Annotated in this window: 23 protein-coding genes; 11 read left to right on the top strand and 12 right to left on the bottom strand. The window is 39.8% G+C overall.

Going from position 1 to position 25,384, the window contains the following annotated elements; translation table 11 throughout:
• Positions 1-200: 200 nt before the first annotated feature.
• The 3 genes from HVN35_09070 to HVN35_09060 form a co-directional block, all read right to left on the bottom strand.
• Positions 201-779 (bottom strand): class II aldolase/adducin family protein, encoded by a 579-nt coding sequence (locus tag HVN35_09070; protein ID NYB52693.1) that lies wholly within the window; start codon positions 777-779, stop codon positions 201-203.
• 203 nt (positions 780-982) lie between these two features.
• The gene (locus tag HVN35_09065) at positions 983-2,443 is read right to left on the bottom strand and encodes a DNA-directed DNA polymerase II small subunit (GenBank protein NYB52692.1); all 1,461 of its coding nucleotides are present in this window, start codon (positions 2,441-2,443) and stop codon (positions 983-985) included.
• 155 nt (positions 2,444-2,598) lie between these two features.
• The gene (locus HVN35_09060; protein ID NYB52691.1) at positions 2,599-3,018 is read right to left on the bottom strand and encodes a hypothetical protein; all 420 of its coding nucleotides are present in this window, start codon (positions 3,016-3,018) and stop codon (positions 2,599-2,601) included.
• A gap of 442 nt (positions 3,019-3,460) precedes the next feature.
• Here HVN35_09060 and HVN35_09055 point away from each other — a divergent pair, with 442 nt between their 5' ends.
• The 3 genes from HVN35_09055 (at position 3,461) to HVN35_09045 (ending at position 5,821) form a co-directional block, all read left to right on the top strand.
• Positions 3,461-3,973 carry a hypothetical protein gene (locus tag HVN35_09055; protein NYB52690.1) on the top strand — a complete coding sequence of 171 codons (513 nt, stop codon included), beginning with the start codon at positions 3,461-3,463 and terminating at the stop codon, positions 3,971-3,973.
• 28 nt (positions 3,974-4,001) lie between these two features.
• Positions 4,002-5,063 (top strand): precorrin-3B C(17)-methyltransferase, encoded by a 1,062-nt coding sequence (cobJ, locus tag HVN35_09050; GenBank protein NYB52689.1) that lies wholly within the window; start codon positions 4,002-4,004, stop codon positions 5,061-5,063.
• A gap of 401 nt (positions 5,064-5,464) precedes the next feature.
• Positions 5,465-5,821 carry a DUF488 family protein gene (locus HVN35_09045; GenBank protein ID NYB52688.1) on the top strand — a complete coding sequence of 119 codons (357 nt, stop codon included), beginning with the start codon at positions 5,465-5,467 and terminating at the stop codon, positions 5,819-5,821.
• A gap of 262 nt (positions 5,822-6,083) precedes the next feature.
• Here the strand turns inward: HVN35_09045 and HVN35_09040 are convergent, their stop codons facing one another.
• The 4 genes from HVN35_09040 to HVN35_09025 form a co-directional block, all read right to left on the bottom strand.
• Entirely contained in the window at positions 6,084-7,487 is a 1,404-nt protein-coding gene (locus HVN35_09040) for an aminotransferase class III-fold pyridoxal phosphate-dependent enzyme (GenBank protein ID NYB52687.1), read from the bottom strand.
• Positions 7,488-7,570: 83 nt separating this feature from the next.
• Positions 7,571-8,443, bottom strand: coding sequence for a diaminopimelate epimerase (locus HVN35_09035; GenBank protein ID NYB52686.1), 873 nt, complete (start codon positions 8,441-8,443; stop codon positions 7,571-7,573).
• The gene (gene lysA, locus HVN35_09030) at positions 8,440-9,726 is read right to left on the bottom strand and encodes a diaminopimelate decarboxylase (protein ID NYB52685.1); all 1,287 of its coding nucleotides are present in this window, start codon (positions 9,724-9,726) and stop codon (positions 8,440-8,442) included. Before lysA ends, HVN35_09035 begins: the two co-directional genes overlap by 4 nt.
• A 182-nt stretch (positions 9,727-9,908) precedes the next feature.
• Complete coding sequence (locus HVN35_09025) at positions 9,909-11,087, bottom strand: acetylornithine transaminase (GenBank protein NYB52684.1); 1,179 nt, start codon at positions 11,085-11,087, stop codon at positions 9,909-9,911.
• A 344-nt stretch (positions 11,088-11,431) separates the two neighbouring features.
• Between HVN35_09025 and HVN35_09020 the strand changes: the two genes are divergently transcribed.
• From HVN35_09020 to HVN35_09010, 3 genes are all read left to right on the top strand, one after another.
• A complete protein-coding gene (locus tag HVN35_09020) occupies positions 11,432-11,773 on the top strand; it encodes a hypothetical protein (protein ID NYB52683.1) in 342 nt (113 codons plus the stop codon).
• 137 nt (positions 11,774-11,910) lie between these two features.
• Positions 11,911-12,336: a peptidylprolyl isomerase gene (locus HVN35_09015; protein NYB52682.1), complete on the top strand. Its 426-nt coding sequence runs from the start codon at positions 11,911-11,913 to the stop codon at positions 12,334-12,336.
• Between the two features lie 445 nt (positions 12,337-12,781).
• Entirely contained in the window at positions 12,782-14,284 is a 1,503-nt protein-coding gene (locus tag HVN35_09010) for a PD40 domain-containing protein (GenBank protein ID NYB52681.1), read from the top strand.
• Between the two features lie 69 nt (positions 14,285-14,353).
• Here the strand turns inward: HVN35_09010 and HVN35_09005 are convergent, their stop codons facing one another.
• Both HVN35_09005 and HVN35_09000 read right to left on the bottom strand, forming a co-directional pair.
• On the bottom strand, positions 14,354-14,860 hold the full coding sequence (locus HVN35_09005; GenBank protein ID NYB52680.1) for a GAF domain-containing protein: 507 nt from the start codon (positions 14,858-14,860) through the stop codon (positions 14,354-14,356).
• A gap of 147 nt (positions 14,861-15,007) precedes the next feature.
• Complete coding sequence (locus HVN35_09000; GenBank protein ID NYB52679.1) at positions 15,008-15,616, bottom strand: hypothetical protein; 609 nt, start codon at positions 15,614-15,616, stop codon at positions 15,008-15,010.
• A 253-nt stretch (positions 15,617-15,869) separates the two neighbouring features.
• On the opposite strand from HVN35_09000, the gene HVN35_08995 reads away from it, so the two are divergent.
• Positions 15,870-17,543 carry an ATP-binding protein gene (locus tag HVN35_08995; GenBank protein ID NYB52678.1) on the top strand — a complete coding sequence of 558 codons (1,674 nt, stop codon included), beginning with the start codon at positions 15,870-15,872 and terminating at the stop codon, positions 17,541-17,543.
• 173 nt (positions 17,544-17,716) lie between these two features.
• Positions 17,717-17,890, top strand: a complete 174-nt coding sequence (locus HVN35_08990) for a hypothetical protein (protein NYB52677.1) — start codon at positions 17,717-17,719, stop codon at positions 17,888-17,890.
• A 58-nt stretch (positions 17,891-17,948) separates the two neighbouring features.
• Here HVN35_08990 and HVN35_08985 read toward each other — a convergent pair whose 3' ends face one another.
• Positions 17,949-18,932, bottom strand: a complete 984-nt coding sequence (locus HVN35_08985; protein ID NYB52676.1) for a DNA lyase — start codon at positions 18,930-18,932, stop codon at positions 17,949-17,951.
• 336 nt (positions 18,933-19,268) lie between these two features.
• Here HVN35_08985 and HVN35_08980 point away from each other — a divergent pair, with 336 nt between their 5' ends.
• The 3 genes from HVN35_08980 to HVN35_08970 all read left to right on the top strand — a co-directional run bounded on the left by HVN35_08980 (position 19,269) and on the right by HVN35_08970 (position 23,267).
• Positions 19,269-20,993: a SulP family inorganic anion transporter gene (locus HVN35_08980; GenBank protein ID NYB52675.1), complete on the top strand. Its 1,725-nt coding sequence runs from the start codon at positions 19,269-19,271 to the stop codon at positions 20,991-20,993.
• 259 nt (positions 20,994-21,252) lie between these two features.
• The gene (locus HVN35_08975; GenBank protein NYB52674.1) at positions 21,253-21,888 is read left to right on the top strand and encodes a DUF998 domain-containing protein; all 636 of its coding nucleotides are present in this window, start codon (positions 21,253-21,255) and stop codon (positions 21,886-21,888) included.
• Between the two features lie 77 nt (positions 21,889-21,965).
• A complete protein-coding gene (locus HVN35_08970; protein NYB52673.1) occupies positions 21,966-23,267 on the top strand; it encodes an acetyl-CoA hydrolase/transferase family protein in 1,302 nt (433 codons plus the stop codon).
• Between the two features lie 214 nt (positions 23,268-23,481).
• Here the strand turns inward: HVN35_08970 and HVN35_08965 are convergent, their stop codons facing one another.
• On the bottom strand, positions 23,482-24,177 hold the full coding sequence (locus HVN35_08965; protein NYB52672.1) for a GAP family protein: 696 nt from the start codon (positions 24,175-24,177) through the stop codon (positions 23,482-23,484).
• A gap of 154 nt (positions 24,178-24,331) precedes the next feature.
• Positions 24,332-25,297, bottom strand: a complete 966-nt coding sequence (locus HVN35_08960) for a hypothetical protein (GenBank protein ID NYB52671.1) — start codon at positions 25,295-25,297, stop codon at positions 24,332-24,334.
• Positions 25,298-25,384: the final 87 nt, after the last annotated feature.

Here is a 25,384-nt window from a genome sequence, read left to right as displayed (position 1 = left end):
TACTATGCTCCACTTATTATAAAAGTTTTTAGGTTTTTATTTCAGAAAATGATGTGTTTAAACGAGAATAGAAATATTTTATTGTCATTTCATGATTTTTGAAATCCCCCAAGTTTTGGACAGAGCCAAAGATTTATATCAAGATTTTCTATGAGGAATTTCTATTAGGACTTATATTGATTATTTTGGAAAAATCAAAATCAAAAATCCATGCTTCCTAACACGCAAGACACAAACTGGGTTTTTGCTGTTTCTTCCACGAATTCAGCCAGTAGAGTTGCTTCAAAAAGATTTTTACCAATGGCTACCAGTCCGTGATTTTTAAGAATAACCACATCTTCGTCTTCCAATCCATGAGCTACTAATTTGGCAAGTTCACTGCTACCTGGCTCAGCATAATCAACCATTTTTAAGAAGGGAGTTTTTCTCACTCCAAAACCTTCTAAACGTTCGATCATTTTCCCAGCTAGAGCAAATCCAGTGGCATAAGAGGAATGAGTGTGCACTATTGCATGTACATCATCCCTGTTCTGGTAGATTTCTAGATGAAGATGAAGTTCAGACGACGGATTTTCACTACCGGATAGTAGATTTCCATCTAAATCAACCAAGCATATTTCTTCTTCCTTTACATACCCTAGTGACACTCCGCTGGGGGTGATGGCTATAACCTCATTGGAAAATGCACTGATATTTCCTGATTTTCCTGGAGTCAAGCCTTTATTGTAGATATAATGAGCAGTTTTACATATTTCCCTAGTTAAAGGAGGATTATCCATTTCATACCAGCTCCTGATAATAGTTGATCTTAATGAAAATTGATTAATTTTTCATAAGTCTGTAATTTTACTTTTTAATTATTATCAAAATATGTTCACTTTCATTCATGATAGAATTATTTAACAGTGAAATACCTTATCTGGATTTACTAGAAAAAAATTATTAGGATTGATATTGGGATTGAAGTTATTTAGACATGGTATTAGTTGAAATCCAACATTTTCAGACTTCCTTTGTTAATAACCGGAACTTGGGCACAGGTGGGTATGATGTTGTAGATCTTCTGGAACTCTGTCTGGGATTGGAAGGTTCCGCTGTTTATGAGGTGTATTCCTTTGTATTTTTTGTAACTGTTTATATGAACATGTCCTGTGTGGAAAACATCAGGGATGTCATCAATCACCAGATGGTCTTCGATTTCTGAGGCTAAAGGTGTTCTCTCCCCATAAATTGGGGCTAGATGTCTTTTTTCCATAAGTTCTTTCATTATTAGGTCTGATTGCTGGTGACTTAATCCTTTAACCGTCATTGCAATATCATCAAAGCTACGTCCATGGTATATGAGCACTTTCAAACCATCTAAGCTCACCATAGCAGGATTACTCACAAATTCACAATTTTTCAATTCATAGAGGCTTTTCGCATAATCTTCGGGTATGGCTGGTTGTGGTTCAGCTAAACGACTTGCATCGTGGTTTCCTGGAGCTATAATGATTTTTACATGGCTAATATCTCCAAACAGTCGTGCTGCCTCTTCATATTGCTGATGAATATCTTTTATAATTAATTCTTTCTCCTGGCTGGGGTAAACTCCAATACCGTCGACAATATCACCCGCCACTACTACATACTTCACATTGTTGGCAAGTTCCCTCTGCTTTTCATCACCAAAATCTCCGTTAATCCATTTTATAAACCGGTTGAAGGCATCATCCAGAAACGTGGAACTACCGAGGTGAATGTCACTTAAGAAAACCGTGGCAAAATCCATGGACTTTTCATCAATTCTAGGCACTCCGGGGTTTATCAGTTCACTGGCCATTACCAAGCTTCCCTTTCTACCTCCAATTACACCCACCACTTCATCTTTCACAATTCTTTCAGAGAGTTCAAAGATTTCATGATTTTCATTATGGATTAGAACAGTTGCACTGCCTGTTTCATCTTCTAATTCAATGATTTTATGATTGTTTTTAGTGTATCGCACGTCATTAACCATGCCAATGATTTTCACCACATCATCAACACTGGTGGCTTCTTTAATAGTATTATTATCTTTAAGCTCTCTTTTACTTACAAGAAGCTCTTTCAGCTTATGATATCTGTTTTTAAAATAACTGGAAAGATCTTTTATCTCTCCATTGGTGTATGATTTGCGACTGGCATCCTGGAGGATTTGAAAGTCAAAATCCTGGGGAACAAGTTTGCTCTGGGTCATTTCTTCATTGGTGTCTGTTTTTTTCCCTGTGGAATTTTCATTTACCAAGTATTCCTCAACATGTTCACCAGTAAGGACCATGGTGTCAGGGGAGGATAGGGTGAGATGGTTTATTAGAGAATTCACCAAATCTTTAGAATACTCGTAATTTCTTATTTTTCGGTAAGCGGTCTCTTCCAGTAGTATATCCGCTTCTGCAAACTTTAATATAATTTCATCAGTCATGAGCACTCCCAATGATTTTAAGGATATAATTATTGATTATTTAGGAATTTTATTTATTTAAAAGAGCCATGTTTATGTTATTGGCCTATTAATATTTTACATCTAATGGATTAATCAAGTTATTTATGTGAATCTTAATACTATTTCCAGGAATTTTATCTTCTGGCCAGATATACGTCAAGCTCTTGACTAAGCTCTCTGAACCTGTCCCGGAATTTTTCTAATTCATTAAATGATTTTTTATATTTTTCTTGGGCCAACTCCTCTGAACCCTCCTGAATTAAAAGTAAGTATTCTGTATTAAGTACCACGGCTTCCTGGATGATTATAAGAGAATTCAATATTTTCCTGTGTAGAGCCTTGCATTTTACTGGTGGTTTTAAGGATTCATATTTAAAAAAGATATCTTCCATATTTTTTCGCACGTTCTCAAGCTGTTTATAAGCCTCATATTCGGCAAATTTCCCTGTTTTTTCTTTACTGAAGATTTCTCTAATTATTAGGAGCTCAACTCCGGTATCTTTCAAACAATTCTTACTTTTTTTAACGAATTGTTTTTTGGTCATACCAAACATTAAAATATCACCCAATAAAATATAGACAACACTACCGACCGAGAATTATTTAATTACCATAAATAGATTATATTTAATGGAAATTAACTAAATTTTTAAGTTAATTACACCTATTTTCCTTTTATTTCCACATGATTTAAGATATACAATAGCTAAGGAGCTGGTTTAGAAGGACTGAGAGTAAGATCTTTGAATTTTTATAGAAGATTTAATGACTAGGATTTGTTTACACATATAGTTTAATATTATGATTTTATATACTGGTAAATAACCACAAAAATTTATACATATTAATGATAAGTTTTCGTGTTTTGATGTTTTTTCCTACTAAAAATGATTCAAGCATAGGATTATCAATTATACAACATAATTAACTCATAATCAAGCTGCAAATTTATAAGATCAACTGAATAAATTAATTAATTAGTGTAAGGTGGTATTATTGTCTAGAGCACTTAAGGTTATTCTTTTCCTCATATTTTTCGTTGTATTTTTTGAGGCAGGTTTGTTTGCATCCTATACTATTGTAACACAGCAAGCACCCAATCCTTCAGATTTATTTGAAATGCAAATAAATGGTATTAGCTCACTATTGAACTTGGGAACTCCGAAAATTAACAGTCCTAAGAATCTCAAGATACTCAATGATAATGAAGTGGTTGAAGCTTTGAAGGCCCGTTCTGGTGTTGATGGAATTAACCTGCAGAGTCTCACAGCACAAACTGATCAGAGCACCAACCAGGAAACCATAAATGTTAATATCACTGCTTTAGGTTACAAGGACTCCCAGACAGGTGGAAAAATTGGGAATGCATCCAGAGGTCCAATTGTGATCAAGTCCAATGAAACTTATAGTCTAACTGCCACTGCCATAGCCAAGCCTAAAACAGGCGGGGTGCAGATTGATGTGGCCACCATAGTGATAACCTCCACCCGCATACTGTACAACACATAAAAATCAAAAACCAGTGGATGGGAAAAAAATGATAAAAGTAGTTGGCATCGGACCTCGTCGAGGTGACATGACTATAAGGGCGCTTGAAGCTTTGAAAGAGGCTGATGTGATAATTGGGTATGGTGGATACACTCGCCAGATAGATGATCTTCTGGATGGGAAGAAAGTTATCTCCCGGGGCATGGGTCAGGAAGTGGACCGGGCAGAACTAGCTATTCAATATTCCAAAAAAGGTTTTAAGGTGGCTTTAATTAGCAGTGGTGATCCTGGTGTCTATGGGATGGCCAACGTGCTTTATCAAGTAATGGGAAAATACTCTGACCTGGAAGTTGAGGTAATCCCAGGGGTAACTGCAGCTAACTATTCAGCCGCACTTTTAGGAGCTCCTTTACACGATTTAGCAGTCATCAGTCTAAGTGATATTCTAACACCTCTGTCTGAGATTAAAAGAAAGGTTCGCGCCGCATGTGAGTCTGATTTTATCATAGTTTTCTACAACCCTCGCAGCAAACGAAGAACTGAACCATTAAAAGAGGCTTTAACCATTATAAGAAGTATTAGAAACTCCAAAACTCCGGTGGGAATGGTGAAAACCAGTGAAGATGGCTCGATGGTTAGAATTGTTTCTTTAGAAGATCTTCAAGATGAGGAAGTGGATATGAACACCACTGTAATTGTTGGTAACACTTTTACCTACGTGGATAATGGAAAAATGGTTACACCGCGCGGTTATATCATTCCCTATTCAACTCATCCGCTGGCACTGGATTTTTACCATAAATATTTGGCTGGGGAGGGTAGCAAAGGTTCTAATACATCATGTGAGTTCTATCCCTGTCACAGCCATCCCCAAAACTGCACTTTTTGTTATTGCCCCTTCTATCCCTGTGCAGACCCCTCCACTGGTGGGCACTGGATCAAAGAAAAGAATGTGTGGAGTTGTGATGGTTGCACTTGGATACATCAGGATGATACAGTGGAATGCATAGAGGGTAAGTTACCGCAAATACTGGAAAAAGTGGAAGACCTCCAAGATAAGAAGAAAGAGCTACTTAAATTAAGAAGGGAGTGCGTCTATTTAACAAAATAAATACATCTAGCATCAATTAGCAAGGAATTCTATTAGACTTGAAAATCAGTTTTGACTCGATTCAAAGCATTCAAATTCAACTAAATTTTAAACCTTAAAAAACTTAAATTATTTAGATTAAAAATTATCAGTGTTTATCAGTGTCCTATGTACTAACCTAACATATTCAAAAGTCATCAACAGCTATTTTTTTTGATTAATTTAATTTAAATGATTTTTTTATTAATAATTTGATACAGTAGTGGGTTAATAAAATAAAACCAAATAAACACATTTAATTAATTTTTACCTAGCTTATTCCCACTAATAGAAATATAACTATATACAAAAAAGTTGAGTTTGAGCAATATTTCCATTAATATAATGTACTATGTCAAACATATTATAATCAGTGATAAAAAATGATTAAAATAAAAAAAGCCTACCAGTCCCCAGCACAAAAGGATGGTTACAGAATCATGGTGGATCGAGTATGGCCCCGTGGAGTATCTAAACAAAGATTAAAAATGGATGTATGGCTAAAAGACATTGCACCCAGTCATGATCTCCGTCGCTGGTTAAGTCAAAATTCTCAAAACTGGGAAGAATTTAAAGATAAATACAGAGAAGAGTTAAAGGACAAATCTGAATTTCTAAACCAGATTCTTGAATTGGAAAAAGAAAAAGAAACTGTAACATTAGTATACACAGCTGGTGGTGCAGATCAAAACAATGCAATTGTCTTAAAAGAAGTTTTAGAGGAAATTAAGTCACAATAATGGTTATTTAAATCTTTACAATTGACTTACTATCCTAAATCTTACTATCCTAAATATTTCATGATCCCATGTCTTTTTTTGGGGCTAGGTTTTATCAATTACTTGGGTTTATCAATTTTTATTTTCAATTGAAAGATAAGCTTCCTGATGGTTAAATTCTAAATTAAAATAATAAAAAAAATAAGGCTTAAAGTGCCGAAAACGAAAAAATTAGCATTTAAATTGATTTCACGTGCCTTATCATCACTAAAACATGCGCTTCTTAATTTTTACTGATAATTTCTTCAAAAATATCCAGACCTATAGACAATTGGTCTAGGGGAATGGTGAATGAAGGTATTATCCTTAACATGGAAAGATATCTGCCCTGACCACCAGACATGGTGATTACACCCTTCTTGAATAACTCACCCTGAATTTTATTTTTATAGTCTACCAGTGGTTTGTTTTTGTCTTCCCGGAAGTCCACAGCCTTTAACAATCCCCAGCCACGTGTCTGCCAAACATTAGAGTAATCTGTCCATTCAAGGAATCGGTTTTCAATAATTTTACCAAGTTTATTAACTCTTTCCAGAAGTTTATTCTGGTCCATGTACTCCATGGCAGCCATGTTACCTGCTAAGGAGATGGGTGCACCGCCATAGGTGGATCCATGGTAAGCTGGAACTTCTTCCATTATTTCTTCCTTTATGAAAGCCGCACTCAGGGGACTAATACCCCCTCCCAGTGATTTGGCACTGGTGAAGATATCAGGCTCAATCCCATGGTGTTCATGAACCCACATCCGGCCACTGCGACCCATACCACTCTGCACCTCGTCGAAAATCAGTACAATCCCATACTGGTCACAGATCTCCCGGGCACATTTCAAAAACTCCTGTGGAGCCGGGTTCATCAAACCCCCAGTAATGTATGGTTCCATTATGAAAGCAGCAACTTCTTCTGGACTTACCTGAAAGGTTAAAACTCTATCCTTAAGGAATTTTTCAATACAGTAACCATTACAACTATCCGGACTATCACAGAACAAGCAGTTGGGACAGTTGGCTCCTTCAGCAAAGTAGATGTTACTGGAGCGAAGTGAACGGAAAGTGTCCGCATCCCTGGATTTCTGGGCCATGCAGGATAAAGAACCCATGGTCCTCCCAAGAAAGGAACCCATAAATGATACTACACACGATCGGCCAGTATAACTAATTGCAGTCTTCAGTGCAGCCTCGTTGGCTTCAGTTCCATCACAGGCATAGTGAACTCTGTATCTGTGGCCATTAGGAACCGTTGACAGGATTTTTTTACTGGCAGCTGTCATGAGGGGTAAATTGTAATCATTGGAGGGGAAAATCCCCAGGATCCCGTATTCCTCCATGATTTTCTGGGCACGGCTCCAGATAAAAGGATTGTTATACCCAAAATTGGCAGTCGAGATACCGGAATTTAAGTCGATATAAACATTACCATCCACATCTTCTATTAGGCTGTTAGCAACTCTTTTAACAGTTAAAGGCAGATCCCAACCATTTCCACTTTTCCCTTGACCTGCCCAGTAACTGGTTACATATTTTTTTGCTTCCAGAATATTATCCCTGGATTTAGGGCCTGGTGGAGCACAATAAATAAAAGGAACTCCATTAGATTTTAAATCATCAGACCAGTCTTTTAAGGCCAAACAAACACTTCCTGTATATGTTTTTTTTACAGAATTTAATTAATTATGTAAGATGGTGGATGGAGTCATTTTAATCTTGTATATTATAATTCCAACTCCATTATTCCTTCAAACACACTAACAGCGTCCCCTTCCATGAATGCACCCAGTTCGTTTGCATCTTCATATACTGAGATCTCCAGATCTCCTCCAGGGAGGTGTACCAGAACATCTTTTTGAAGGAGGCCCATTTTATACCCGGAAATAACCGTAGCGGTAGCTCCAGTGCCGCAAGCCATGGTAAAACCAGCTCCTCTTTCCCAGGTGAGCATTTCCACTTCCTGAGGATTTATAACATTCACAAAATGTACGTTAGTCCTTTCGGGAAATGCTTCATGATTCTCGATAAGAGGACCCAGACGGTCCAAGTCAACTTCGTCTAAATTCTCGGTGAATATAACTGCATGTGGATTACCAACATTAATGGCAGTTAATTTAATCAATTCACTGTCAACTTCAAGCTCCTGATCAATGAATTCATCATAATCAGTGATCATGGGTACATCCAGGGTATTGAAGGTAGATTTTCCCATATCAACCCTAATAGATTCCACAAAATCTCTTTCAACTTTTAATACGAGTTTTTTGATTCCTCCCAGGGTTTCCACACTCATCTTATTCTGTTTCAGAACATCATTTTCATAAACATATTTACCAAAGCAGCGAATTCCATTTCCACACATCTCAGCTTCACTACCGTCACTGTTGAATATCCTGAATCTTATGTCCGCGGTGTCAGATGGAGATACGAATATAACGCCATCAGCCCCTATGGAGAAACCTCTGGTGCAAAGTTGCCGGACGATTTCTGCTTTCTTCTGCTCTGGTATGAGCTCTTCTGTGAACTCATCAATTACTATGTAATCGTTTCCCAGACCATGCATTTTGTGAAAAAGTAGAATTATTTTTTCACTCATTTTAAAAACCTCAAAGGAAGGTTTTGTTTGGATAAAAGGTCAGCAAAGGTCTCTTTTTCCCGGATTACATCTGCCTGACCATCACTTACCATAACTTCAGCTGGTCTTGGTCTTGAATTGTACTGGCTGGCCATACTGAAAGCGTACGCTCCAGCATTCATAATAGCCAGAACATCTCCTTCCTGGATATCAGGCAGGGGCCGGTCTCTGGCGAAAAGATCTCCAGATTCACAGATATTCCCGGCCACATCAACGCTCTCTGTAGGCTCTGCCAGGGGTTTGTCCGCCACCAGTATGTGATGGTAGGATCCGTACATGGTGGGACGTAACAGTGTGTTGAAACCAGCATCCACTCCTATAAATTTCCTGTAACTCTGTTTAACAGTGTTTACTCTGGTCAAAAGATAGGCTGCGTCTCCTACAATGTATCTTCCGGGTTCTATGCACATGGTGGGGTTACCAATACTGTGTTCGTTTAATTTATCCTTGTAAAGAGCTACTATCTCCTTAGCAAAGTTTTCAATATCCAGCAAAGATTCTTCAGGAGTGTAAGGTATTCCTAAACCTCCCCCGAAGTCTATGAACTCGAATTTCACCCCAGCTTCGTTATGCACTCGTCCCGCCACATCCATCAGCACCTGAACTGCCAGTTTAAATGGTTCAGGATCAAGAATACCGGAACCAATATGTGTATGAATTCCTACTGGATTGAAACCAAGCTCCTGGGATTTTTGGTAGACTTCAACTGCTTCATGTTCCATAATACCAAATTTTGAAAGCTCACCACCAGTTATGCAGTGGTCATGATGGCCAGCTCCCACCATAGGGTTCACACGGAAGGATATTTTTGTCCCCTCTGCTCCAGGAAGTTCTGCCAGTCGTTCCAGCATGGATACGGAGTCCAGGTTTATGCGCACTCCAGCCTCAAGGGCGTATTTTAGCTCCTCGGTGGTAACATTATTCCCAGTGAAAAGAATCCGTTCTGGTTCAAAACCTGCCAGAAGAGCGGTGTATATCTCTCCAGGGGATACAGCATCAATACCACTACCTTCCTGCTCCAGTATCCGCATAACTGCCAGGTTGGTGTTGGCCTTGGCAGCGTAGAATATTTGGAAGTCCTCATATTCTGCACTGAATGCCTGTTGTACTTTCTGGTAGTTTTCCCGTACTCTCATTTCATCTATTACATAAAGAGGTGTTCCATAATTTTGGGCAAGTTCAAGAGCATCGGCACCACCAATGTCCAGATTGCCTTTTTCATTGGTCTTAAAGTGTAAGTTCATAAAAATTTTCCTCCGAAAAGAAGTAAACACTAAATTTATCCATTTACCAGTATATAATCATTGTGATCATTGAAGTGTATAATTCACTTCCGGTTTTTTTAGAAAAAAATATTCCAAAAAGAAAATTTCGAAAAAGAAAATGTGAGGGGATATTATACATTAATATCCATTAATATTATAATTTAATCGGATAATCGTCCTATAACTTCATCTAAGCGATCAGTAACATTGTCGATCTGCTCTTTGCTGATAACTAATGGAGGGACAAATCTTAGGACAGTATCCGCAGTGCAGTTCACCAGAACGCCCTGTTCTCGCATGGCATCAACTATACTGGCGCAGGGGATGTCCATCTCTAATCCCAGCATTAATCCTATTCCCCGCACATCTTCCACCAATCCATGATCCAGGAATAGCTCTTTTAACTCGTTTTTAAAGTATGCTCCATTTTCCCGAGACTTTATTAGTAAACCTTCTTTTCGAATGGTCTCCACCGAAGCCAAACCAGCCGCACAAGCCAGTGGCCCACCACCGAATGTCGCGGCATGATCCCCGGGTTGGAATGCACTACCCACTTCTTCACTGGCCAGTATGGCTCCCATGGGGAAACCCCCGGCAATGGCCTTGGCCAGTGCAGTTATGTCTGGAGTAACCTTGAAGGTCTGGGATGCGAACATCTCCCCAGTTCGTCCAAAACCAGTCTGCACCTCATCAAATATTAAGAGGACGTCATTCTCATGGCAGATTTTCTTCAACTCTGCCAGATAACCATCAGGAGGGGTTATTATCCCACCTTCTCCCTGCACAGGTTCCACTAGCACGGCAGCAGTTTCATCAGTGATAGCTTGGCTTACTGCTTCCAAGTTGCCGTAAGGCACGTGTTTGAATCCGGGAGTGAGTGGGCCGAATCCCTTTTTGTACTTATGCTGACCAGTAGCGGTGATGGTGGTGATAGTTCGCCCGTGGAAACTGTTTTCCATGGCTATTATCTCCCCTTTACCTGTGAATTTCCGGGCCAGTTTAATGGATCCTTCATTGGCTTCTGCTCCACTATTGCAGAAAAAGGCTTTCTGGTGGGGTGATACTTCCACCAGGAGTTTGGCCAGGAGAACCTGTTCCTCAGTATAGTAAAGATTGGAAGTGTGAATGAGTTTGCGAGCCTGCTTGCTAATTGCTTGGGCCACATGAGGATGGGCATGTCCAACATTGTTAACTGCAATCCCTGCCACACAGTCTATGTATGGATTACCTTCCATATCCCAAACTACAGCTCCTTTACCCTCTTTTATAGCCAATGGCTGCCGGCCGTAAGTTTGCATAACATAATCTTTATCTAAAGCCATAATTTCTTCAGTATTCATAATATCACTCACAAAAACTTAATTAAGGTATTTTAACCATCCTAGAGGTATCCTGTCATTTTTTCATTTTTAATGCCCTTGATCATAAAGCAATAAATTCAGTGTTTATATAAGATGGGGAAGATGGGGATGAATTTTCAATCCTGCTTCTCTTTAATTGCCTCTCTTTAATAATTGTTATATGGATAAGGTTTATAAAGATTATATTTCAAAAAACCCCAAATGTGAATATTTCTATGAAGATCTAATAACTAATGGGTTCCTAGTTATATTACTATAGTTGTAGATGAAACCTATCAAATTCACATTAGTCCGAAAATTAAGTTTATTTGGAGGGTTATGTTATGGATAATCAAAAAATCATTTTATATACAGGTTCAATCATTCTCCTGCTTATAGGAATTTATTCTCTTTACATGGGTCAAACTTCTCAGGCAGTTACATGGATCACATTGGGTGTGATCTTCCTGTCAGTTTCTCCCCAACTAGGAAAACCTATCAAGGCAGTTAAAATACGGAAAACTATTATTCTAGTATGCGCTGTTATATTATTGGGCATTGGTGGCTATATGCTATATGAAGGGGATTTTTTAGCTGGAATAGCATGGATTGTAGCCGGATGTCTTGGAATGCTTATTTCATCAATGATGGGTCATCAGGGTGTTCTGGACCCACATCAACCCTAAATCAGTTTTTTTAGGGTTTCTAAGTTTAAAACGGAACTTTTATCTTATCGTATCAATAAAGCATTTTCATAAATTAAGGAAAACACGCATCAAACTTTATAAACGAGTAAATTAAATTTTTTCTTGGTGAATATATTATGAAAAAAGCAGTTATCGAAACTGATAAAGGAAATATTGAACTCACACTTTTTGAAAACGAAGCACCTAATACCGTGGCCAACTTCGAAAAACTGGCCAACAGTGGATTCTACGATGGACTAACCTTCCATAGGGTGATACCTGACTTTGTAATCCAGGGCGGATGTCCCAAGGGTAATGGAACTGGAGGACCCGGTTACACCATAAAATGTGAAATAAACCCCCATAAGCATGGAACTGGTGCATTATCCATGGCCCATGCTGGTAAGGACACTGGTGGCAGCCAGTTCTTCATCACCCACTCCCCACAACCCCACCTGGATGGTGTGCACACCGTTTTCGGGAAAGTGGTTAAGGGAATGGAAGTGGTTAACGCCATTAAACCTGGAGATGTGATGAATAAGGTCACAGTAACTGATGAGTAAATTATTTGATCTAATTTTTTAAATCTAATTTTTTATTCATTTTCTATTTTTTCTTAATTTTCTTTATTTGATCATAATCCCTCAATCAGACAGATCATTTTTCATACTAATGCGGTTAAAAGAAACCATTTGATATTTAACAATTTAAAATAAACAGGGATTTTATTAAATTATATTTTAGGGTTTTTAGCTTATTAAACTGGTGAGATATTTTTTAAGTAGCACATGAGCATCTACGGAAGTCTTCTTAATACTTAGTATTTTCTATTAAATTGACCTTGCAAAGAAATATTACTAGTGAAGAACAGATACTAAGAGAGGGTTTGAAAGTTAAAGATTTATTTTAAAAATAGTTAAGCATGGATTAAGATTAATCTAATAATCAGAGGTTAATCTAAAAATATCCTCATTAATATGGTTAATAATTGTAAAGGGGGGTGAAAATGTGAAAATATGGTTAATAATTACCTTCAGCGTCCTAATTTCTTTATTTCTATGCTGTCAGTCCACGGCAGCTTATCCTACCACTGAAAGGGTCTCTATAGCTTCAGATGGGACACAAGGTGATCTGGATAGTGCCAGTGCTTCTATCAGTGCTGATGGCCGGTACGTTGCTTTCACCTCAGGTGCTTCCAACCTGGTTCCTGATGACACCAACAAGGCCTATGATATCTTTGTGCATGATCGAATCAGCCATACCACGGAACGTGTCAGTGTAGGGCCGGGAGGAGTTCAAGCAAATGACGACAGCAGGTGTGCTTTTATTAGTGCTAACGGCAGGTACGTAGTCTTCAATTCAGAGGCCACTAACCTGGTTGCAGACGACACCAACCAGCAAACTGATATATTTGTCCATGACCGTTACACTCACACCACAGAACTGGTAAGCAAAGGTTGGGCTGGTGCTCAATCTAATGGTATGAGTGTATGGTGTGCCATAAACGAAAACGGCCGTTACGTTTCCTTCTGGTCCTATGCCAGCAATCTGGTGGCGGATGATACTAACAACCGGGCTGATGTATTTGTATATGACCGGGATACGGGGCTAATGGAGCGTGTTAGTCTGGGTCCGGGAGGTGCACAGGGAAATTCTTGGAGTGGTGGTAATTGCTGCCCCTGGATCAGTGCTGATGGCAGGTACGTGGTATTCGACTCAGCAGCCACTAATCTGGTGCCGGATGATACAAACAGGCAAAATGATCTGTTTGTGCATGACCGCATCTTACACTTGACTGAGCGAGTGAATTTAGGACCTGGAGGAGTACAAGCCAATGCAGTGAGTGCCTGGCCCGCCATCAGTGCTGATGGCAGGTACGTGGTATATTATTCCCAGGCAACCAACCTGGTGCCTGATGACACCAACGCATTGGCTGATGTGTTCCTTTATGATAGAATAACCCATCAAACCCAACGTATCAGTGTGGGTATGGGAGGAACAGAAGCCACTGGTGGCTGGAGCACCTTCCCGGTGATTAGTGCCAACAACCGATATGTAGCTTTTTCTTCATCGGCTACCAACCTGGTTCCGGACGATACCAACGGGTTTTTCGATATTTTCGTCTGTGATCTGTTTACCATGACCATGGAACGGGTTAGTGTAGGGGCTGCAGGAGAACAGGGCAATGGAAACAGCCCATTTTATACTTTCCCCACCATCAGTGCAAACGGTCGCTATGTGGCATTTGAGTCACTCGCCACTAACCTGGTTGCAAGTGACACCAATGGATATGCGGATATATTTGTCCGGGACCGTGGAGAACAGGATCTTGCACCCGGATCTCTCCTGGCAACGGTTAGTTCTTCCTCTGAATCCGGATATGTCAATGCAGGTTTTAAGACTGTGACCATGCAAAAAACCGGTGTACCCCTATGGATACTTGCCCCGGCTCTAATTCTGGTGGTTTGTGGCCTTTTTAAGGGAGCGAAGTTCAATTATCGGAAAAAATAATATTCTCCCTATTTTCTCCCTTTTTTCTTTTATTTATTATAAAACTATATTTTAAGACAGATTTAAGTTCTACTCTGAGTATAATAACTCTTTAAGAACAATTGCATAGATTTCTGCAATTTTTTCAGCAATTTCCACGTGTTCCGGGGTGTAATCTTCTACAGGGTTCCCGGCAACAATTTGACCAATAATTTGTCCTTCATAAACCACTGGAACTGATAAAAATTGATTAACTGGTTCATGACCCGGGGGAAGCCCATGTGCTGCGGGGTGACTCTTTATATCATGGACGAATACGGATTCACCTGTGTCCAGGGAGTAACCTAACAGTCCACCGTAACTACCATCCTTCAATACCTTGAATCTGGCCTCACCAATGTTTTCATACATTTGACAGGATTCTGTAAGGTGAGAAAATGAAATTCCTACACTATCCCCATTTTTAGGGTCCACAAATGCCACATAACAGCTACTGCTTTTAAGCAACCTCTTGGTTTCTTGGAAAAACACATCAGAAATCTCTTTCAAACTGCTAACCGGGAGCATGTTCAAAATTTTGGCTCGGAAAACATCCATTTCCTCATTCTGTTCTATTGAATCACCCCCATGCATAATAAACACTTGCTATAAGATTATTTATTCATTTTTGAAAGTTTTATAAAATTTTTTATAAATATTTTGTGAATAGTTTTTTTATCATTAAAATAGCATTATAATTATTTATTAATCAAGCAGGGAATTGCCCTGCTTCAAATTCTTTAATAAGACAGCAAAGACAGATTCTAAAGGAATAATACGGTTATTTTCAACTTCAACGTACCAGAAATTGCCTTCATGGAAGAATTTCTGCACGGGCACTATAATAAATGGGAAACCAGTAATCAGGGCTACAGACCCCAAAACTGGATTTTCTAATGGTTCAGGAGAGATCAGTATTTCTTCACCGGGTTTCAATCTACGGGGGTTAATTTTAACCTGCAAATAAGTTCCTGGTCTCAAGTCTGGACTCTGTTTGCTATGTACTTTAAAGATAAAAGTATTTTCCCGTTGTTTCCCGCCCTGTCGTTTAATTTTCTTTTTCATTATTCTAAGTAGCAGTGCTTCTATTTCTGCTTCGGGAATCTTCAAATTTTTTAAATGAGAATGTGTACCTTCCTCAACACTTTCCTGAAGAACTCTTCCGGCGTGTACCTCACCACAGCGTGATTGGGTGCGGCTAGTGCGCATGGGACACTTCCAGCAGTATCTATCCTCTAAAAATGCCATAATCTCTGCATATGAAGTTTCAAACTCCTTTTGGATCTTATCAAGCTTTTTTTGAAGTTCTCCCATCTAATCAGTTCCTTATTCATCATTAGCAGCGATTATTTCTTACTCATTATCTATAGGATATGCTTATATGCAGATATATGGTAATAATTTTATTCATTTCTTTTCATTCTTCTTTTACTATCAGGGTATGAACTGAAAAGATCATGGTGACAGTAAAAAATTGGCATAAGTCTAATAAATCCCCATGAATAAACTTTATCCTGCAATTGTTCAATCAATCATAGGTTTAGATTTACTTGGTGGAGCTTGTTCAATGGTAAAAGATGCACTCAATGATTTGGATGATTTAACAAGAGAAAATATTGCCTTAGCCCTTTGGATGAAAAAATTCAAGGCTAAAGATGTACCTAAAGCTGCAAGGAAACGCATTCTCAGTAAGAAAAACAGTCCCGATGCATTTGGAAAGAGAATGCACCATCGAATAAGTGAACTTCTGGAGAATCCTGATTCTTTCACACCCAGTTACAGGAAAAGATACGAAAAACTCCTGGAGCACTGTGATTCGCTAACATTTTTACAGGCCTATGCCATGAACCACCTCTTGGGGATGGATAGCAGCCGGGGATATCAGGATATCCCTGATGAATCAAACATAGAATTTCCCCGGGATTTCGCCCCGCAACTGGGATACCAGGTGGGCTGGCACTTCTTTGTAGGTAACTGTCGCGACACTCGCAGACGAGAATACGGAATTCTGGTCTCATTCTACCGCTACTCTTTACTACCCCCTGGGATGGCCCACAGTTTTGGTTTAAGTGATTGGGATAATCAAATATTTGAAATGCAACTGGCCATAGCTCAGGCTGGTGAAGAACACCTCCAGGCCCGACCATTTGCCATTGCCGGAACCACGGGACTTTTGAAATTTTCCAATGAACCCTTCCATTATCAAGCAGGCAAGAACAGAATCCTTTCCGAAAGAGAGGATCAGCTCTTCCCCCTAAGGGTGCAGGCCTGGGGGGTTAATCAGGGAGGGGAAGATGATGTGGAGATGGAAGTGGACCTTGGATTATCATCAAAAAAGGATTTCCTTCTCCAGGGAAACAAAGGATGCCTTCCCTGCTGCTGTAAAGTTGGTACTCTTTATTATTCAGCAACTAACCTCCGCCTGGAGCCGGGTAGTATTATCAAACTGGATGGAGAGGAGATTATCCTCACCCAGGGACAGTTCTGGTTCGACCACCAGTGGGGCAACGCCCTGGAACCATTAGGTAACAGCAGGTGTAAAGTAGCACGAGCAGCCAATATCCTCACAAAAACTTCCCATTCCAGGGGATGGGACTGGTTCATGGCCCAGTTTGAAGGAGACCGGGAAATGACCATGTACGCACCCCATACTGATGAAAATCTGGAATACTACCGGCAAACCGGTGAACAACCACCAGGCACCATGACCGTGGCAGTAAAGGGACAGTACATTGATGAAAATTCTAAGGTGGTAGATGTGAAGGGGACCTTGGAGATCGACCAGTGGGTTAAGAGTGTTAAATCATCCGATCCTCTGAATTACTTCATCACCAATACCTGGTATCCCAACCAGTGGAATTTTCAGTTCCAGGACATGTTACCAGAGGATATCCGCAGATTTACCATGACCCCCATAGTAAGCGGAGGGCAAACTGGTTACAATGCCAGCGGAGCCCAGTACAGTGAAGGTGGAGTTTATATCAGAAACCCTGAAGGCCGTTTACTGGGAAAAGGTTTTGCTGAGTCAGTTTATTATGCCGACGCCCTTCCTAATATCTTACACTTAGCAGGGATCCCAGACACACCCAAGATGCGTAAACTCATGGAACCACCTGCACCATCAGCTCTTTTAAAGTTAAAAGCAGCACTTTACATGGCCTGGCCACTAAACCAGAGGAAGCTTAAAAGGATCCTGGAGAAATGTCTGCAGCAGGGATTACCAGCTGACTTGGTAAGCTGAAAATTTATAATAAATCCATAAAAGTAATTAATAAATAAAAAATCTATTGAATTGGATAGGCCAGTGATGGGATTCTACATAAAAAATGTTGTTATAACCTTTTTCCCGGAGCGAGATAAACTATACTTTAATTAATAAAATGTTTTCCAGAGCAATTCAGGAGGTATTTGTGTATGAATAAGAACTTAAGCCAGATAGCAGTTATCATGATTTCTATTATACTAATTATTCTTATTTTCCAGACTTTCATTCTCAATCAGAATTCAATGTATAACTACGTGGGTATCATAGCTTTTGCAATATTTTTGATCATTAGTATCCATGATCTGAAAAATGCAGAAGAATAGGATTGTTACTAATTCCTTAAATGGGATTCATTCACCAATAAAATCATTCCCCACTTTTTCATTTTTTAGCCAGTGATTCTAAAAGTCCGGATTTCCGGGCGTAATGGAATAGATAAAGCTGCACATACCCTGCAAAGTCACCGAAACTTTCCCTACCGAATTCCCGTACAATCTCTGGTTTCAGTTCTTCTTTAGAAAAGTATAAATGCTCTATGATTCTTTTAATCCACACATCCACTGGAAAGGCTTCTCCCATTCCAAAACCATAGAGCAGGATACAGTCCGCCACTTTAGGACCCACTCCAGGTAATTCAAGGATGGTGTCAAAGGCTTTTTCATACTTCATCTTGGCCAGTTTCTGGAGATCAATGTCAGATTGAACCATTTCAGATGCCTTGATAATGTATTTAGCCCGGTAACCAACACCACAGGAGCGAAGATTTCTGTCAAAAATGAAATCATCTGGTAGATTGTCTTCTGCTCGTTGCATTTCTTCTAAGTCGTGTTCTGGTACTTTACTCAGAACTTCTGGAGTGGGGAAGGTGTAAAAATCACCCGAACTAAAACGATACCCGTCCCCCCATTTCCTTTTAACATCGTCGATGGAACGCGTCCAACGCTTAATAGAGCAGTTTGATGAGGATATAGAGGATATTATGCATTCAAAAGGATTATGGGCTTTGAATAGTCTAAGACCCCTGCAAAAGTCAATGGTAGGTGCCAGTTTCGGATCTTCCTGCAAAAAGCGGTATAAATGGTTCAGATCATAGTCCAGGTCAAATATTTCCCGAACAGAACTTTCAATACTTTTAATTGACAGATTTTCAGGGTGTTCCGCAATTATTCTAATTTGACCTTCTCTTGGAATGTCATCAGAGTTAATTTTAACTAGACAGGGTATACCATCAACTAGAATAAGTTCCTGAAAGTGTGAATTAGTTTTTTTCCATGGGGGCTGGCTGGTCTGGCCACTGTTGATAGTAAGAGGTAAATTAAGTGGTCCTTTCAGTCCGTGATTTGAAATGGTAAATTCAATTATCATCAATTATAGTCATTTTTATTGATTTTTAAAAAACTTATCCCTAAAAATTTTTTCGACTAATATTGATGTCAACTTGCAGATTATTCGGGAATTTTCAATATTTCACACAAAAACATTATTAAGCCATTATTAAAAAGATTTTTAATAGATTTTTAGATTTTACTAAATTTATAAAATATTTAAAAGATTTTAAAGGTGTTCATGGTCTTTTTTCCTGATTTCAATAACATCTATTGGTATTTGAAACTTTTAGGGTGACTTTATTATTAATAATTGATATAAGTGTTATTGTAGAAATTTGAATTTAAAAGATTATGATTTCTTTTAGTTACTAATATGCTTGGGTATTTAGGGTGTGATTGCATAAGTGAAATAATTGCAAGGCTAAAGGGTGCCTTATTACAGGGGGTGCTACCCATTGATGGTTCCAGTTTATTGCCTGAAATCATTGCTGGCATAGTCATGGCTGCCATTTTCATCCCTGAAGTCATGGGATATGCTAAAATTGCAGGAATGCCCATCATCACAGGTATATATACCATTTTAATCCCCATGGCAGTTTTTGCCATTTTCTGTTCATCACGTCATCTTATTGTGGGTGCAGATTCAGCCACAGCCGCGATAATGTACGGAATTCTGGTAACTGCAGCTGCACCAGGTAGTCCAGTGTACATATCCATGGCTTTTGCAGTGGCTATATTATGTGGATTATTCCTGCTAGCTGCTAGAATTTTTGGATTGGGGTTTATAGGAGATTTCCTATCTCGCACTGCACTGGTGGGATTCCTCACCGGAGTGGGGATCCAGGTGGCCATAAGCCAGTTAGGGGCAATGTTTGGCATAAGCACCACTGGAATAGATACCCTACCCAGAATAACCTCATTCATTTCCAATTTACCACAAACCAGCCTCACCACTCTAATGGTATCTGTATCAGTGGTAGCCATTATTCTTATAACTCGGAGAATTAACCGGAAAATCCCAGGAGCACTCATCGCAGTCATGGGAACCATCATAATCAGTTTCATTTATGACTTTACCCAGATCGGGGTAACTGTGGTGGGTTCGGTTCCCAGTGGCATCCCCAGCATCATCATACCCCCATTTTCTACTCTGGATTATTATGCCCTCTTCACCGCTGCCGGGGCCTGTTTTATTGTAATAATAGCCCAGAGTGCTGCAACTAGCAGGGCTTACAGTGTTAAGTGTTCTGATGAGTTGGATGAGAACCAGGACATCTTGGGGTTGGGTTTATCAAACCTGGCAGCTGGTTTAACTGGCAGTTTCGTGGTGAATGGTAGTCCCACCAAGACTCAGATTGCCATAGACTCCGGAGCCCGCAGTCAACTGGCTACTCTGGTAACTGCAGCTGTGGTTCTCTTCGTGGTGATATTTTTAACCGAACCAATTTCTCTCTTACCCAACGCCACTCTGGCCACCATTGTATTCCTGATTGGCCTGGAAATGGTTGATATATCGAGTTTGAAGGATATATATAGGGAAGTACCAGCAGAATTTGTTCTGGCAATCATAACTCTTATTACTGTGGTTCTGGTGGGTGTTTTATGGGGAATTGTGGTAGCAGTGGTAATATCTCTCCTTTTACACCTGAGCCACTCTTACAGGCCGAATAACAGTATTTTAATCCGTAATGAAAATGGAGATTGGGCTTTCGTTCCAGTAATTCTTGGTGTTTACACCAAAAAAGGATTGATCGTTTACAGATTCAACCGGGATTTATATTACGCCAATGCAGAAAAACTGAAGGAAGAAGTTATTAATCTGGTTAAATGCTCGGAATATCCAGTTGAATGGTTTGTTTTAGATTCCGGGGGATTCACTGGCATTGATTACACCTCTGTACAGATGTTAAAAGAATTGAAAATCATTCTGGATGAGATGGGCGTGCTATTGGTCATGACCACAGTTTTTCCCAGTTTAAGGAATCAATTCCAACGCTCCGGATTTTTAAATATCCTGGGGGAAGAGAATCTCTACGGAGGAGTAAATGACGCTATCAAAGCATTTGAAAACCGCAAAGATAAGAATAAGTCTAATTAGGGTCCGGTTTCACTCTGTCAAATAGCAAAAATATGGATATAGTTGGGATATAATTAAAAAGACACGCGTAATTACTATAAAATTATTAACTAGGAAAAGATAGGAATCACCCTGGAACTGTTAAAAGAAATAAGTCACTTGGATGCAACGGAAAAAGACACATCGGATATTAAACTTTGATGGTAATGGAAAGACAGATGGAAAATGAGTAAGTGAATAAAAGAATTTCAAGAGATATCTTGAACATGGGGGGATGCTTATGAAGCAAAAAAGTGATAAATCCAATAAATTAAAACTTTCAAAGGCAGGAATTCTCTTTATTTTGGCTGCTTCAGTTGTTTTAATGGGCATAATAACTGGAGAAATATTTTATCCGGAAGAACTGACCTACACTACAGCCAATAGTATGATAAGTGATTTGGGAGCTACTGTACCTCCTAATAGCATCATAACCCAGCCCTCAGCAACCATATTCAATCTAACCATGATAATTGCAGGGGTCCTGATAATATTGGGAGATTACTACCTTATCAGAGTTTATCATGAAAAAATAGCAGGAATTTTAATAGGATTACTGGGACTGGGGGTTCTGGGAGTGGGTATATTCCCGGGAAACATGACACCCATGCACCCCATATTCTCCCTGATGGCATTTACAAGCGGAGGATTATCATCTATTTACTCCTCAAGGTTAATCAAATCACCATTTAAATACATAGCAATCATATTCGGAGGTATTTGCCTGTTTTTCCTCTTCACAGCCAGCATGTTCATCCCCTTACTGGGTGGTGGGGGAGTGGAAAGATGGGTGGCCTACCCCATTATCTTATGGATACTGGTATTCGGAGGGTATCTTTTAGGGTTAGGATCTGATGAATACCACAAAAAAGCCTAAAACCAGAAAAAAATCTAATACAATATTAAACATTTTTTATAATACTTGCACTGTTAAACCAGGATAGGGGGTTTAAAATGTATAAAAACGATTATCAAAGGAAGTTAACCACTCCAGAAGAAGCAGTTAAACTTATTAGAAAAGGAGACATGCTGGTTCATGGATTAACCATGGCCGAACCACCTGCACTACTGGAGGCAGTGGCTTCTCGTTTAAGAGAGGGTGATCTGGAAAAAATAAGGATGTTTTCCGTCCTTCCATTATCTTCGGTTTGTTCCACCATCCTGGCACCGGATTTGGTGGATTGTGTGGAGGCCTACAGTGGATTCGTGGATTCCGGTACCCGTGGTCTGGTAAGCACTGGTTTGAATTATTACGTTCCCAACCACCTCCACCAGATACCCAGGCTTCTGGAGGAGTATATAGGTGTGGATGTGTGCATTACCACAGTTTCTCCCATGGATGATGCCGGGTATTTTTCTTTTGGAACTGCCAATGATTTCACATCCACTGCTGCCCGGGCAGCACGTGTTTTAATTTTAGAAGTAAACCAGAACATGCCACGAGTATTTGGTGATTCTTTGATCCATATCTCTGAAGTAGATGCCGTGGTGGAGAACCATGTAACCATCCCTGATTTCCCCTGCGGGGAAAAGCAGCCAGAAGCAGACACTATTGGTAAAATCATCTCCAAAATGGTTCCTGATGGTGCAACCATTCAGATGGGAATAGGGGTCCTCCCTAATGCTGTTTCTGACCAGTTGGGAAATCATTCAGACCTGGGAATCCATACAGAAGTATTCGGCCCGGGAATGGTTCAGCTTATCAAAAAAGGAGTTGTTACAGGGGAAGAGAAAACACTGCACCCTCGTAAACATGTTTTCACTGTGGCTCAGGGAGATCAGGAGATGCTGGAATTCATGAATGAAAACCCGGCCATGGAGAGTTATCCCTGCTCCTATGTGAATCATCCAGCAGTTATAGCCAAAAATGATAGGATGATATCCATAAACTCCCTAATTCAGGTGGATCTTTTGGGACAGTGCAATGCAGAGTATCTGGCTGGACATCAGTACAGTGGAACAGGAGGACAACTGGATTTTGTGAGAGGGGCCTTTGATTCTAAGGATGGTAAATCAATACTCGCTTTTTACTCCACTGCCAAAAACGGTACCATTTCCAGGGTGGTGGATCGTTTAGACCCGGGAGCCATGGTCACCACCCCCCGTATGGACACCCATTACTTGGTAACCGAGTATGGTGCGGTTAATTTAAAGGGAAAATCCACCAGAGAAAGAGCAGAGGCGATAATTAAAATTGCACATCCCAAGTTCAGGGACGAACTGTACAGAAAAGCAGAAGAGATGTACCTCGTTTAAATCAGGTTCCGGCGCTAATATCCGGACTTTAAAAACATTTCCAGGTGTTAATTTCCATCTGAATTAAGTGTTCCAACTGATTACCGTATTCTTCGCTGTAGTCCAAAGGTCTGAAAAGATTCAACATACTTACCAAATGGGATTGCTTTCATTTTATAACAATTCTGGATGTTTTTAAGACAGAAAACTATTTTTCCACCCTTTTTCAGAGGGGTCATATTCCTAGTTTTTGCAGGCCACTGTAGATCACAAAGATACCTATGAAAATACAGAACAGTCCAGTTACAATGTTTCCATGATTGTTTATCCATTTATCAACTGGTCCCAGAACTGCATGAGCTTTTTCAGGTAAAATCACAAAGAAAAGAAGGGGAACTTCTATAATTAAAAGTGCTATGAGGATTAGGATAATTACAGCTATGGTATCGTTGCTTAACCCGGAGTTGGCTACTCCTATGCTCCGACCAACGCCCAGGACGAAAATAGCCGTGCTGAAGTTCATAATAAATGCAACTATTCCTATGATAAAGTATTTAAAGAACTGTCGGAAAGTACCTGCATTTTCATCTATTTGCAAGTGTTTTAACATATTCCCTCCTTTATTATCTCCCTTGGCTGCGAAGTTCCGAATACCTAGAAGAATTAGGACTGCACCCAGGAAAAGATCTATGGCAGTCATGGTGGCAGGATCGGTGAGACCAGAAGAACTTAACTTCTGACCCAGAAAAATTCCCATGAAAACAGTTACCAGCAGGACTACAATGGCACCCAGATAAAATGAAAATCCAGCTAACTTGGGTTTTTTGGCCATGGACATTATCACCAGGAAAATGGAAAAAGTCACCGGACTAACTGCTGCTGCCCAGGAGAGGGGTATGGTCACTGCTAAGAGACTGGATAGATCAGACATCTCTTCAACTCCATTTTTTAAACATCAAACTGACTTAAGGATTAGTATAGGTAAGATTCTTTCTATATAAGCTTATTTAGATCTTCTTATCACTTTATGAACCCGATAATTAATGAAATTTTCGAAATAACTATTCAAATAACTATTCTATTAATTAAATGTATGGGCAACGGTCCAGATCAACCTCAACATCTTCGAAGTTCAGTTTCTTCTTTTTCAACCAGACAAAACCATGGTCCGGGGTGATAACAGCCACATCAATGGGCCCTCCCACTCCAGGCATGTCACCAGGGTCTGCATTTATACCATCTGAAAATCTTTGAATGGCACTGGTGGTATGGATCATCAAGGTGGCGAAGTCCACAGCATCCTGCAGGGTCATAGTTCCCCACTGGATATTATACTCCATCCCCTGAAGCTGCCTCTGAACTTCTGCCTCGCCAAGAGTTCCCAGAGCGTCCTTCACAAAGTCTAAATTAACAATGCGTCCGTCAAATCCTAAAACTATCCTGGTGATAACGTCTCCCTGCCCAATCCAGGAACTACCATACTGTTTATCAATTTGGTAACTGTCCCTAAGTTTCTGCACCTGACCCGGGATGCGGCAACTGAAAACCTGATGAGATCCATCCCGATTAAAACCAGCAACCAGAACCTCTATGATGTCCAGGCCTGCATTTATTTCTTCAACAATTCCCTGTGGGTTCTGAAAGGTGAAGTGCACCTGATTATCCTTTCTCTGTACATTGATTATTTTAAGACCCTTGGACTGCAGATCATTTCCAATGCTGGCTTCCAGATCATTTAACTGATCTTCCCAGTTATATTTCCGGTTAAACAGATGGTAAAGTCCCTGAACCACCTCTTCAACTTCCATGTCTTCCACTCCATCTTCGTGTTTAAATTCTTCGATGAACTGGCTAAGATTCTTGGGAACACCATTTTCAACTAGGAAGGCCAGCCCGGCGATGCCGGCACCGATTCTACTATTAATCTGGAAAAGTTTAACGGCGTTTTCACTTCCGACGCGGGCCATTCCTTTCATATTTCTATATGACTGTCGGCTGTCAGCTGCCAGGATAATTCCTTCAGGAGTGGTGGTGTTTACAACTATGGACATGTTTTATAGCCTCAATTATTTTATAAATCTTTGAATTGGTAATATTGAATACAATCGATAATTATGATTCTCTTAATTAATACTCCT

It is taken from the genome of Methanobacteriaceae archaeon (assembly GCA_013403005.1).
GTDB lineage: Archaea > Methanobacteriota > Methanobacteria > Methanobacteriales > Methanobacteriaceae > Methanobacterium.
The sequence above is the reverse complement of the archived record's forward strand: the minus strand, read 5'-3'. Positions and strand labels throughout refer to the sequence as shown.